We start from the raw sequence: 13,514 nt of genomic DNA, 5'->3' as shown, positions 1-13,514 counted from the left end.
CGATGAAGATCATCGCATTCAACGGCAGCCCGCGTTCTGGCGGGAACACCGAGGTTCTGCTCGCCGAGGCGCTCAAACCACTGCGGGACGCAGGACACGATATCAGGGTATTCCAGCTGAACGATCTCGATCTCAAACCCTGCCAGGACTGCGGCGGCTGCACAGAGACCGGCATCTGTATTCTCGAAGATGCGATGACCGGGATCTATTCCGCGATCAGAGAGGCTGACAGGATCATCCTCGCCTCCCCCATTTTTTTCTACAACCTGAGCGCCCAGGCCAAGGCCATGGTCGACCGGTGCCAGTCGTTCTGGTGCGAAAAATATCTCCTCAAGAAAACCATTCCCGCAGGCCCTCACGGAAAAAAGGGCCTGCTCCTGCTCGTGGGCGGCATGAAAAAGGAGGAGTGCAGGATCACGGCCGAGGCCACGGCAAAAGGCTTCTTCAGGACCGTAAGCGTGCTCCACCATGATACGTTGTTCTTTGGCGGTGTTGATGCCAAGGGTGATATTCAGAAACATCCGACAGCTTTAAAAGAGGCCTATGAGGCGGGAAAGCGGCTCGGCTCTTAGCGTTAATCGATTCCATATTTAAACCCCCGCCCACTCCCCGCTTAGCAGCTCCGCTTGCTGCAGTATAGTCTGTGTCGCTCGCTCCTGCTTGTCAGGCGGATAGCCGTACTTCCGAAGTATGCGCTTCACGATAACGCGCAGCTTCGCCTTGACCGATTCCTTCACCGTCCAATCGATAGACGTATTCCTGCGCACGGTCTCTACCAGCTCCCGGGCAATCGCCTTGAGCGTCTCATCCCCAAGGACCTTCACCGCGCTGTCGTTCACTTCCAGCGCCTCATAGAAAGCCACCTCGTCGTCGTTCAGGCCCAGGTCCTCGCCCCGAGTCTCAGCCTCGCGCATGTCTTTGGCGAGCTTGATCAGCTCCTCGATGATCTGGGCTGTCTCTATGGCCCGGTTCTGATATCGCCGAATTGATTCTTCCAGCATTTCAAAGAATGACCGCGCCTGGACCAGGTGCCGCTTGGCCCGCGTTTTGAGCTCGTTGTTCAGGAGTTTCCGCAAGAGCTCCACAGCCAGGTTCTTTTGCGGCATATTGCGCACTTCGGCAAGGAACTCATCGGAGAGGATCGAAATGTCCGGTTTTTTCAACCCCGCTGCGGCGAAGATATCGATCATCTCGCCGGGCGCGATAGCCCTCGAAACGATCTGCTGGATCGCAAGGTTCATTTCGTATTCGGTCTTTCCACCCGTAGGCTCGCTCTTGACCAGGGCCGCCTTCACGGCCTGGAAGAATGCCACGTCGTCGCGAATGCGGATCGTTTCCTCGTGAGGTACGGATAGGGCAAATGCTTTTGACAGATCAACAACTGACTTCGCGAGCCTCGTCTTTCCGTCCTCCTGTTTCAGGATATGCTCCTGAGCAGGCGGAAGCAGCGAAAGCTGCTGAGCAGCCTTCCCGGTTTTCCAGGCTGACCAGTCGAAGCCATGGAACATCCCAAGGCAGACCTCGTATTTTTCAAGCATGAGCGCCACCGCCTCCGCTTGGTCAATGGCGGTCTTTCCCGTGCCGCCGCTCTCGGTGTAGGCTGCCAGCGCGTTCCTGAGCTGATCAGCCAGTCCCAGATAATCCACCACCAAACCGCCCGGCTTATCCCGGAATACGCGATTCACGCGCGCGATGGCCTGCATCAGGCCGTGGCCCCGCATGGGTTTATCCACATACATTGTATGCAGACAGGGCACGTCGAATCCTGTGAGCCACATGTCGCGCACCAGAACGATCTTGAAGCCATCCTTCGGGAGCTTGAACCGGTTGGCCAAGACCTCTCTTCTGGGTTTGTTTCGGATGTGCTGCTGCCAATGCAAGGGGTCGGATGCCGAGCCGGTCATCACGACTTTGACAGTGCCTTTGTCGTCATCTTCAGAATGCCAAGCGGGCCGGAGCTTCACGATAGCGTGGTACAGATCCACGCAAATGCGCCTGCTCATACAGACGACCATTGCCTTGCCGACCATAGCCTCCTGCCGCTTCTCGAAGTGGTCTACCAGATCACGGGCGATCACACTCACGCGCTTCTCCGTACCAACGACCGCCTCAAGGGCTGCCCACTTGGTCTTGAGCTTCTCCTTGCGCTCGACCTCTTCGCCCTCCGTTGCCTCGTCGAATTCCGGATCAACTTTCGGCTTCTCGGACTCTTCAAGCTCCAACTTCGCGTACCGGCTCTCGTAATAGATCGGCACGGTCGCGCCGTCAAGCACCGCCCGCTGGATGTCGTAGATGCTGATGTAGTCGCCGAATACCGCGCGAGTGTTCTTGTCCGTCAGCTCGATCGGCGTACCGGTGAAGCCGATGAACGAGGCTTTCGGCAGGGCGTCGCGCATATGGCGCGCATAGCCGTCGATGAAGTCATATTGGCTCCGGTGCGCCTCGTCCGCGATTACAACGATGTTCCTGCGGTCCGAGAGCATGGGGAAGGTATCACCCTTTTCTTCGGGGAAGAACTTCTGGATCGTGGTAAACACCACACCGCCTGACGCAACTTGCAACAACTCGCGGAGATGCTTGCGGTCTCCCGCCTGCACCGGCGCCTGGCGCAGAAGCTCACTGCAGCGCGAGAAGGTGCCGAAAAGCTGATCATCCAGATCATTACGGTCCGTCAGCACCACGAGCGTCGGGTTCTCCATAGCAGCATTGAGGATTACCTTCCCTGCATAGAACGCCATGGTCAGGCTCTTGCCCGATCCCTGCGTATGCCATACCACGCCCACGCGCCGGTCGCCCACATCCCGCTTCTCCTTCGCTTTGTCAGCGCGGGAATAGTACTTGCCGGATTCTTCTTTGATCCCTTCTGGAGAAGACATTCTATCGGCAGCCCGCAGTGTCTCTTCCAATGCTGCGTTCACAGCATGGAACTGGTGGTAGCCCGCCATCTTCTTAACAAGCTGGCCGCCGCCCTCGTCCTCGAACACGATAAAGTGGCGGATCATATCCAGAAACCGGCGCTTGTCGAACACGCCTTTGAGCAATACTTCGAGCTGAGGAATGGCAGAAGATGCAAGCTCCTCGCCATCGATGGTACGCCATGGCATGAACCGCTCCCTGTCAGCCGTAAGCGTACCGATCCGGGCTTCCAGCCCATCGGAGATGATGAGAGCGGCATTGTACAGGAAGAGCGAGGGGATCTGATGTTTATAGGTCTGAAGCTGGTTGAAGGCAGACCAGATCGTAGCGTTCTCGTCAGCAGGGTTCTTTAGCTCGATCACGCAAAGCGGCAGGCCGTTCACGAAGATCACGATATCAGGTCTGCGGTTGTACTTCCCCTCGATCACCGCGAATTGGTTCACCACGAGCCAGTCGTTGTTCTCGGGCTTATCGAAGTCGATCACCCGGACAGTGACCCCATGCCCGCCGTCAGGCCGAACAATGTCGATGGGAACACCGTTTACGAGATAGTTGTGGATGGTGTGGTTGTTTCGAACAAGGGAAACATGGGAAGGATGTAGGAGTTTGCGGATCGCCTCATCGATGGCTGTTTCATCGAGAGAAGGATTCAGCCGCACCACAGCATCGCGCAGACGTGTTTTCAGGACGACTTCGCCAAACTCAGCGCGTTCGGCAAGAAGCTCGCCTGGGGCGATGCTGGGACCGGAAAGGACGGTGCAGCCAAGTCCGTTCAGCCAGGACAGCACGGTTTGTTCAAGTTCGTTTTCGTCGAGCATGCTATATTCGTCCTTTATCGGACAGTTTTGAGCAAACCTTCGGAGCTCTCTCCCCAAATCATCGGAGGTCGCGGGCAAACCTTCGGACCTCCCGCAAATTAAAAAAGTCTGCCTGATGATGAAGCCGCTCGATACCGGAGCGGTTTTTTGATCTTTTCAAGTAATCCTTCTTCAACCAGGCGTTCCAACCACGCCTTAGCCTGAATTTTGGAGACTCCCAGCATCTGGGCAACTTCGGCATCAGTCTGGGGTGTATCCAGCTTTCGAAGCAGTTCTCTAACCTTGTCAAACAACGCTTCAGCGGGGGTAGCAGTGCTACTTGAGTTCCGATTCGTTGTCATTTGTTCACTCTCTGGAGCGGGCTTTTCAACAGGCGCAAGCTTTATTTGCTCTTCTCGCACAGCAAATGATAGTTCGTCCTGTCCATGCGCAACCTGTTCAGGATAAATTTTCGCTGAAATGGCCTCTGCAAAAGCTTCTGAAGTTTGCGGGTTCGGCCAGGGCAAAGCACCAATTCTTCGAAGCGCATCAAGTCCCTTGCTTGTTTCACCCTTCGTGCGAACATAGACCGGCACAAACCGCAGTTTTTTCAACTGCTCGATTGCACCCGCCCACGTACCGCCCTTCTCTACGTCGGAACTCACCACAAGCGCGGCATCCGCAAACGCGTAGATCAGCTTATTACGCTGCATCGCGTTTCCGACATTAAATCCTGCTGACGGATCGTAAGGCGATATCAGTACCAGTCGGCCTTCCATCAGGAACTCCCGATGTTCCCGAACCAGCGCCATCCGTTCGAGACCTTCTGACAACACGCCGACGACACATCCGCCCGCAGCCAAAGCGCCCCTCATTGCAGCCTGATCGATTCCGCGTGCTCCGCCCGAAATCACAGTCCGCTTTGCTACTGCCGCCAGTCTGCCGATGCCCTCGGTATATTCTACAAAGGCAGAGTCCACATTCCTTGATCCGACGACTGCCAGACCGCCTGTTTCCAGGAGTGCCGCGTCCCCGCAGCCGTACAGGATCGGCGGAGCATCGTCCTTGAGTCGATTCTTTAATTTTCCGGGATAACCCGCGTCAGCCCGGCTGATCACCCAGATCGCTCTCGCCTGCCATCGCTCGTACGCCTGGGTAAGCAGGAAACCTCTGCCGAGGAGCCTCTTTAACCGGGAACCATCTACAGCCTGTTTACACAGATCGATTACGATACTGGCATCGGAACCGAGTAAATCGGATGGTTCACGTTGGTTATCCCGAAGGATGCGCGCCAGTTTCTTGTATTCTCCGGGTGTCAGAGGCTCTCCTTCAGAAGCACCCCGGCCCGCGATTAGCGGGGCCGTAAGCAGCAGGATCGCCTGTGTATTAGATGAAAGTGCCATCATTGATCACCATGCGCTGTCAGTGCAAGCGCCAAAGGAAATACTTCACTGCAACCGTTCGAACGAAGCAGCCAAGCTGCAACAGTAAAGGTCCACCGCGAGTCTACGATGTCGTCGACCAGCAGCACCGGCCCCTTCGGGAGTTTATCTTTCTTAACAGCAAGGGAGCCATCGACATTTCGTGCCTGCTGAACGCTGTTAGCCATTGTCTTCTGTTCCGGCCGGTTCTCGGTTCTCTCTATTACCGGATGAAAGGGAAGATGAAGAGCATCAGCCAGTCTTTTCGCGAAATCCGGAACCAGCTTCGGATGACGGAGCGATGGAATGCACGTAACCCATACTGGAGCGGGAACCGGTTTCCATTCAAGGACGAGGTTTTTGCACGCCTCGATCAGATCGTCGGCAAAGTGACTGTCCCGATATTTTCCCTCACGCACCGCGGAACCCCAACCCGCGTCGCCCCAGATGCAAAGTGCCTTGCCTGGTTGAGCCCGATGCTCAGGCGGGATCAAACCCTTCAGTTGATACTTCAGCATTCCCCCGTCCGGCCATTTTGCGCGTGGCTCAATCGGAAGGCTGGTCCGGCGAAGGAACTTCACCGCTTCCTGAACAAGCACTTGATCCAGGGTATCAGTCAGATCCGGCAGCGGTGGCATACGAAGATCTTCAGGCGTACCATCCAGCGCGCGGATGAGAAACTCCATATGGTCTGACTTGAGGTTCACAAAAACCTGCATTTGCTCCTGTTCTTTGCGCCGCAATTCAGTAAGGCGCTCCGCCCGCTGCCAGAAGGCATCACTCATCTTTGTCGCGGTCAACTGCCACTTCGTACCCTGTTTGGCGATAGGCGCCGGAGATTCCAGCGACAGCAATGAGATCGTTTTCTCAATCCTGCCCTTGCTGATGTTGACCCTGCCCATCAACTCTGGGATGGAAAGTCCGGCATGCACTGAGTGTAATGCATCAAGCACTTGTTTCACCTCTTCCCTTGTCGGGAAAGCGGTCTTGATGAAGTACTCCGTGATATCGGCCTCTTCCTTGCCGCTCAATAAAACTCCGTATGCGGCATCGAGAGCGCGGCCTGCCCGTCCGACCTGCTGATAATACGCCACTACGGAGCCTGGCGTCTGATAGTGGATGACGAAGCTGAGATCAGGCTTGTCGAAACCCATGCCAAGCGCCGTTGTCGCCACCAAAGCCTTCACCTGGTTTTCCAGAAGCGCCTGTTCCAGTTCGGGCCGCCGCTCGCCTGTGTCCCCGCTGTAGGACTCGACATTGATACCGCGCGACTTGAGCCATTCAGCGACCTGGACGGCATCACGCACGGTCAAAGTATAGATAATACCATATCCCGGCAATTTCGGCACCTGGGCAGCGAGCCAAGCCAGGCGTTCGGATTGTAGAGGAAGCCGGAATGTCTGAATCTTGAGAGACGGTCGGTTTAGATCCCCGCGGGATAACGTGAGGTTTGGCCCAAGCACGGATTTCAGGTCATCCATTACCCGGTTGTTCGCCGTAGCCGTGGTGGCCAACAGCCGCAGGTTCTGCGGAAGCGTCCGCGCGATCCGTTCGATGAGCCGGTAGTGCGGCCGAAAATCATGGCCCCAGTCCGATATACAGTGCGCTTCATCGATGACCAGTAAAGCGATGCGGGCCGCGATACTCGCCAGCACCTCCGTGCGAAAACGCTCATTCGCCAATCGTTCTGGCGAGATGAGTAATATGTCCACCTCATTGCGCCGTATTTTCTCTTCGATCTTTTCCCAGCGTTCCTCATTATCGGAGTTGATCGTTTCTGCGTGGACACCCATCCGCTCCGCAGCCGCGATCTGGTTGCGCATGAGCGAAAGCAAGGGCGAAATGAGCAGCGCCGGGCCTGTGCCGGTTTCGCGCAGCAGTTTGGTGGCAATGAAATAGACAAAGCTCTTACCCCAGCCCGTTTTCTGCACAACGAGTAGGCGTCCTTGGCCCTCCACAACATGGCGTATCGCGTCCTCTTGGCCTTCGCGAAAGACCGCAGCCGGTCGGCCGGAACCGAGACGAAGAAGCTCTAATGAGCGATGTGCATTATACGTCATGCGGTCTCCATAAAGCGTTTGGGCAGAAGCTCGCCAAACATGAAAACTATGCCATAGAAAACCTTATAACACAGGCCCACCAGCCAGACGAGGACAGCTTCTACGATGCTGGTTTCGAGATTGTATCGAGTGATTGATCACGCGCACCCTATGCCCCACTTCTCGTAAGTCTCACGCGTGTAGTATGTCAAAGCACCCTCGGGTAAATTTGCCATGTTGTACTTATTTATCGCAGCACTGATCGGCTCTTTTTTGAATGGAATGTGAATCACCCTTGCCGTATTGTTGTTGATCCGATCTGCCAGCGCTTTGGGCCAGAGCGAATTAAATTTACTCGGCTCCAGAATCGGGCCATATCCGGGATATGCCGCAATAATAGGAATTTTGTAAATATCGACCGCACAACTAATCTCGAAGGGAACCCAGTCTGTATCGAATCTGGTTGTCTCGCCGATGATTAGAACCACGTTCTTAGAGTTTCGTAGTCGCTCTTGGAGAGCCAATTTCAGTGTCTGTTTCTTGCTCGTATCGCGCACAGCGCCTGTTTTGTCGTGACTATTCACCATTGTAAAATCGTCATCCGTCTTTTCAGTCCACGCTTTCATCAGGTTGTAGTACTTGATGTCTGAATCGACCGGGACATCGGTACCATTTGCATGAAATGCTACGTATGTACCATTCCTATAAGCCATGATTATATCTCCCAGTGTTGCTTGACGTCTCTCAAGTCAAGTTCCTCAAAGCGATCTCTATGCAAAACAATCCGAATTCTCTGCGTCACTTGTTTTGCCTTCGTTTCAGTGATTGCAGAAAGAATAATCAGGTTCAGAAGGTCCCGAGTGGGCAAGCCGAGTCCCGAAAGACCACTACCGACGAGCGGAACATTAAGCGGATCGCCACCCGATTCTATTCGAGCCCGTTGCCATAATTGATGAAGGGCAACCCACATCATCGTTACATCTGAATATGCTTTGCATGTAGCTGGATCAGTTTTGGCAAAAGCGAAAGCGAGGTACTTATCCTTATCTGCGGTGATCAATGCGCTAGAACCGATGGAATAACTCTTCGTCTTGCCTTCTGACCGTTCAACCTGCATACTCTCCAGCCCCTTGAGTTGTTTTTCGACCTGCTTATCAAAAGGTTCCGGGTGTCCGCCAAAGCATCTGTTGAGAAATATACCATGCAAACTCTTTTCGGATACGGGCTTTCCGAGTTGACTATCGAAGAACTCGTTGACCGCAATAGCACGAATGCCGTCTTGCTGAAACAAATCTCCGAATAGTACTTCAATCGTAGTGTTTGAATTGGAAACCTTAATCTCTATGACAGACGGCTTCCATACCTGCTTTAGCGCATAGCCAAGGCTTATCAGAATTATGGCTCCAAGCGCGATAAAACCCTTTATCTGGATTCCAGGTACGAAGTAAGTCAATCCTTCGGTCAGCGTCCAAAGTACACTGAAAGATACAAACGTATGTCGGACAGTTTTCCACGGGTGGTTTATAATTCCATTCCATAGGTCTTTCATGACTTTTTCTCCATTAGACAAAACAATCGCTCGCCAATGACTTCCATCTTATGAACTTATTCTTTATCTTTCTCGAGGCTCTTCCTGAAAAGCCGCTGCTGGTTTTCTATTATCATTTTCGCCATCATAATTTCCATCATTTCGTTACGCCGACCAAAATGATATTTCAGGACCAGCCAAAATGACGAGATCGTTCCCACGACGGCAGTAGATAAGCAGCTCGCCTGCCCAGCTTTAACCCAGCTATAGAAAAGCATATCACAACTCATATTGGCAAACGCAGAGCTTACGGTCAAACCGACGATAGTTATTAAAAGCGTAATAACGCCGATAAAAGCAATATACTTGTCACTTTGAACGAGGCGATGAAATCTGTCGCCTTCGGCAACCCTATACTGTGCCTCGGGATTAACCGTCAAAACAAATAACACAAAGATCGATATGAAAATTGACATTGAAGAAATAAGAGCCTCTGACAAGGTTTTCGCAATTTCTGCCGTAAGATATTTATTCGCGACCCACAGCCCTGCTAACCATACTACTATGCCAAGGACAATTCGCCGCCACGTAAACACATCATGCAAGAACGAAATGAATGTATATTTACCTTCAGTTGTCCCATATATCGCAAATTCGTCCGCGTTTATGAAAACGAAGTCATTTTTTGTATAATATTTTGGTTTTGGCTCTCGTAAAATCAATGAGATATCTTCACGTCCTACAGGTTGAGCTATGACTTGATCCTCCACAATGGTCAGTATCCATATTACTCGCTTATGAGCCTCACTCCCCTTCATTTGATTAAAAGCATCCCGAAACACAGCAAGCGGAACGCCGTCTGCTGACAAGGGTTTATTGCTCAATACAGATTCAACAATCTCACTGGAAGTGACTGGACTAGTCCCCATCTTTATCCTCAGTTTGTCTGAATATATCTAGCTGCCGATTGACCTCAGCGCTTTCCGCAATATCTCGTCCGATATCAATCTTCTTAATTGCATTAATTACTGAAGTAGCTATTTCCATTTTTGATTCAGCCGTGTCAGTCTCAGCAATAGGTATCTGCACATCTATTTCACCCTTCTCGGTTTTTTTGCGAATTCTGATTTGGCCGCGCCCATCTTTATACTTTATTAATATAGGCTGGCTTGAATGAAGAGCTGCCCTAGTAATGGCAGATGCTCTTAAATCCGCGTTTCGGTCCTCTTTTGCTTCAGCAACTAATTTAGATATAGAAGGATGCAACACGTCGTGTCGGATTAGTTCACGGGCTGCACCCTCTAAGTGCTTATTAGGATTAACCAATACAACATCTGAAGATACGATCTCTGTTCCAAATTTTTCCACGGCCACTTGAATCATTTGATAATTATGATCGTAAAAAAGCTTTATGAACTCATCCTTCGGTGTCTCCCTATCTATTTGCGCAAGTTTTATAGCAACATTTACACCCAAGCCCTTTACAATATCAGTAAGGATTAATTCCATCCGCTCTACCGTGGCAGGCAAATTTAGCGGTGGTTTGTTGCGAAACTGACGCCATTCCAATATCACGATATTTTCAGATAAAAGAACGACGAAAAAGCGATCCTCATACGAATCAACGTTCTGTTTAGTTTCTTGTTTTTTATCATCATAAAGATGCTGCTCCAAATTATGTTCTTGTGTAATCCAACCACAGACAACATCAGGGGCAAATAAAAAACATTTAATAAGCGAGAAACGCAACCCATCCGCTGCTTTCCACCATTTGGCCTGTGCTGATCCAGCTACTATTGCACTTGCGATATCTTTGAGTTGATTTTCTCGCAGAGCAGCAACATCGAATCTTTCTACAATATGTATTTTGAACTTTCTTTCTTCGGACGCCATCAGAATGTGCCTCCTATGTGCGTACCTTTAAGTCTCCAGACAACAACTTCGGCAACAGCGTGTCTCTCAGGGCAATGAGGGTGCCAGATTGCTGCTCGTTGTTAGCAATTTGCTCATCTATCGAAAACGCTAAATGTTCAAATGCCGTTATCACTTCGGCAGGCGAAATTATGCATTGAATATTATGAAAATCTTTTTTAGAGATTGAGCCGAAAACAGTGCCCTCCGCTTCGAAGTGGGCAAATACTTCATCTATCGACTTCATGAAATAAAATGTATACGAACGACTTCCCGACTTATGTTTGGCGGCTGCAACGCCACGACCTATGCAACATTTTTCAGCAGCCATGTTAACATCGCCAACCGGCGCTCTTACGCTGATTAACGTATCTCCTTTATCAGCATATCGTGTCGGCGCTGTACAATACACACGCCTGCTCGGAAATCGAAATCCAAAATCCGTGCACCCCTGAAAGAATGGCAAGCCTTCACCAGTATCATTATAAGTTTCGCCGGGCGGTGACTGTCCCATCGTAAGGTTAAACTCCTCATCAACAATACCTACCCTCCACCCCTTCGGGATAGCGCCCAACTCCGAATCCTCGAAGCTATCAGGGAAGAGCTCGGCGAGGTCGCGGGGTAGTCCAGGATCACGGCCTTCGGCTATGGCGCGGACAGGGTCAAAATCCGCGAACCACGATTTGAAGATCGCCTGGGCCATGGCTTCGAGCGTCTGGTTCATCTTGCGGTTCAGTTCGATCTTATCATCCAGTGTGCCGAGGATGTGAGATATTGACTTTTGTTCAACCAGGCTTGGCAGGCGTGCCTTGTATGCAAGGATACGACTCGGCGAAGTATGTTTTATCGACGTGCCCGTCGCACTTGCTAACACTTCATGACGATATTCTGCTGAACATAGAAGATAATATATGAATCGTTTATCTACCTCAGCATTTGGTTTAACAAGTATTTTCCCCAGCCGTTGATTATGCAGATATCGACGCGCGCTACCGGCTTTCGGAACCAGGGCAGGGAATCCAAGCGTATCCGATTGTTTGCTGAGGTCCGTCATTGTGACCAACAAGTCACCCTCTTCGAGCACATATTCGTCAGGAACCTCTCCATCGAAATACTTGAACTTATCCGCCTTGAAGCCACCGCCAATCTCGAAGTTTCCGGGTGTCAGGAGAATATCTCCCAGCGGCTCTTCACGAATATTCTCGCCAGGGAAGGCGTACCCGTGTTTCACGGTTATTATTTCATCAAAGGTCACGGTACTCCAATCACCCGCCATACCCCAACCCCTTCAGGTTCTTCTGTATCGCCTTCTCCAGCTTCGCACTCTCCGCAAACTGCGATTCCAAATCTTTAGTCAGCCGCGCCATCTTCTCCTCGAACGGCTCATCATCATCCTCTATTGCCTCAGCACCGACATAGCGCCCAGGGGTGAGGACATAGCCGTGTTTCTGGATTTCTTCGAGCTTGGCTGCCTTACAAAAGCCGGGCATGTCTACGTACTTCTTTTTCAGATCACCTCGCCAGGAGTGGTAAGTGTCGGCGATGCGTTTAATCTCTTCATCTGTAAGATTTCGGTGTACGCGGTCATACAGCACACCAAGCTTGCGAGCGTCGATGAATAGGGTCTCACCCGAGCGGTCGCGCATGGGTTTGCCGTCCTGCCCCTTGCCGTTTCTCTTGTTCCTGCTGATGAACCAGAGACAGACGGGAATCTGCGTGGAGTAGAAGAGCTGGCCCGGCATTGCGACCATGCAGTCCACGATATCTGCTTCAATGATGTTCTTCCGGATCTCTCCCTCTCCTGACTGATTCGATGACATGGAGCCATTGGCGAGTACGAAGCCTGCGATGCCGTTCGGCGCAAGGTGATGGATGAAGTGCTGGACCCAGGCGTAGTTTGCATTACTTGCGGGCGGGACGCCGTACTTCCACCTGCCATCTTCGCGCAAACGGTCGCCGCCCCAATCGGACATATTAAAGGGCGGGTTGGCGAGGACGTAATCGGCCTTGAGGTCCTTGTGCATATTGTGGTGAAAACTGTCCGCGTGCTCGGAACCAAGATTAGCCTCTATGCCGCGGATGGCGAGATTCATCATGGCAAGTTTCCAGGTCGTGGGGTTTGATTCCTGGCCGTAGACGCTGATGTCGCCGACCCGTCCGCCGTGGGCCTCTACGAACTTCTCTGACTGGACGAACATGCCGCCGGAACCATTGCAAGGGTCGAGCACTCTTCCTTTGTACGGCGCCAGCATCTCGACCAGGACGCCTACCACGCACCGGGGCGTGTAAAACTGGCCACCCTTCTTGCCTTCGGCGCTGGCGAACTGGGAGAGGAAGTACTCATATACTCTGCCAAGAATATCCTTGGAACGGTGTTCTTTGCTTCCGAGCCCGATGGTTGCAATCAAATCAATCAAACCGCCCAAAAGGTGTTTATCCAGCGCTGGACGGTTGAAGTCCTTGGGCAGCACTCCCTTGAGCTTGGTGTTGTCTCGCTCGATGGCAACCATGGCATCGTCGATGATCTTGCCGATGCTTGGCTGCTTAGCCTTGCCCTGAATGAACGGCCAGCGGGCTTCCTTAGGCACCCAGAAGATGTTCTCCGCGAGATACTCGTCCTTGTCCTCGGGATCAGCACCCTTTTTCTTTTCCTCAACAAGCGCTGTGTGCTTTTCCTCAAAGGCATCGGAGATGTATTTCAGGAAGATGAGGCCCAGGACCACGTGCTTGTATTCCGCCGCGTCCATGTGGCCGCGCTGCTTGTCCGCCATGGCCCAGAGCGTGGCCTCGAAGCCGAGGGCGGCGCTGCCGGCATTCTTTTTTACCATGTCTTTTAGTTTCTTTGCCATGCAGCGAACGTACTATAAATGCGGGGAAAAGGCAAGAAAAGAGATAAGTTTTT

At 52.1% G+C, this 13,514-nt stretch carries 10 protein-coding genes; 1 reads left to right on the top strand and 9 read right to left on the bottom strand.

The features are described 5' to 3' along the window. Positions 1–2 precede the first annotated feature (2 nt). Positions 3–572: a flavodoxin family protein gene (locus tag M0R70_10850; GenBank protein MCK9419864.1), complete on the top strand. Its 570-nt coding sequence runs from the start codon at positions 3–5 to the stop codon at positions 570–572. Positions 573–590: 18 nt separating this feature from the next. Here M0R70_10850 and M0R70_10845 read toward each other — a convergent pair whose 3' ends face one another. The 9 genes from M0R70_10845 to M0R70_10805 form a co-directional block, all read right to left on the bottom strand. Continuing rightward, positions 591–3,734, bottom strand: a complete 3,144-nt coding sequence (locus tag M0R70_10845; GenBank protein ID MCK9419863.1) for a type I restriction endonuclease subunit R — start codon at positions 3,732–3,734, stop codon at positions 591–593. Positions 3,735–3,832: 98 nt separating this feature from the next. After that, positions 3,833–5,119: a DNA-processing protein DprA gene (locus tag M0R70_10840; protein ID MCK9419862.1), complete on the bottom strand. Its 1,287-nt coding sequence runs from the start codon at positions 5,117–5,119 to the stop codon at positions 3,833–3,835. Continuing rightward, positions 5,116–7,194, bottom strand: a complete 2,079-nt coding sequence (locus M0R70_10835) for a RecQ family ATP-dependent DNA helicase (protein MCK9419861.1) — start codon at positions 7,192–7,194, stop codon at positions 5,116–5,118. The genes M0R70_10840 and M0R70_10835 overlap by 4 nt, the downstream gene beginning before the upstream one ends. Positions 7,195–7,331: 137 nt before the next feature. Continuing rightward, complete coding sequence (locus M0R70_10830; GenBank protein MCK9419860.1) at positions 7,332–7,886, bottom strand: TIR domain-containing protein; 555 nt, start codon at positions 7,884–7,886, stop codon at positions 7,332–7,334. A 2-nt stretch (positions 7,887–7,888) separates the two neighbouring features. Further along, on the bottom strand, positions 7,889–8,722 hold the full coding sequence (locus M0R70_10825) for a DUF6430 domain-containing protein (protein MCK9419859.1): 834 nt from the start codon (positions 8,720–8,722) through the stop codon (positions 7,889–7,891). A 56-nt stretch (positions 8,723–8,778) separates the two neighbouring features. Then, positions 8,779–9,630: a hypothetical protein gene (locus M0R70_10820; protein MCK9419858.1), complete on the bottom strand. Its 852-nt coding sequence runs from the start codon at positions 9,628–9,630 to the stop codon at positions 8,779–8,781. Further along, entirely contained in the window at positions 9,620–10,594 is a 975-nt protein-coding gene (locus M0R70_10815) for a hypothetical protein (protein MCK9419857.1), read from the bottom strand. Before M0R70_10815 ends, M0R70_10820 begins: the two co-directional genes overlap by 11 nt. Positions 10,595–10,607: 13 nt before the next feature. After that, the gene (locus M0R70_10810) at positions 10,608–11,888 is read right to left on the bottom strand and encodes a restriction endonuclease subunit S (protein ID MCK9419856.1); all 1,281 of its coding nucleotides are present in this window, start codon (positions 11,886–11,888) and stop codon (positions 10,608–10,610) included. After that, positions 11,878–13,461: a type I restriction-modification system subunit M gene (locus M0R70_10805; protein ID MCK9419855.1), complete on the bottom strand. Its 1,584-nt coding sequence runs from the start codon at positions 13,459–13,461 to the stop codon at positions 11,878–11,880. The genes M0R70_10810 and M0R70_10805 overlap by 11 nt, the downstream gene beginning before the upstream one ends. Positions 13,462–13,514 lie beyond the last annotated feature (53 nt).

The organism is Nitrospirota bacterium, from assembly GCA_023229435.1.
In the GTDB taxonomy this organism is placed as follows: domain Bacteria; phylum Nitrospirota; class UBA9217; order UBA9217; family UBA9217; genus JALNZF01.
The sequence above is the reverse complement of the archived record's forward strand: the minus strand, read 5'-3'. Positions and strand labels throughout refer to the sequence as shown.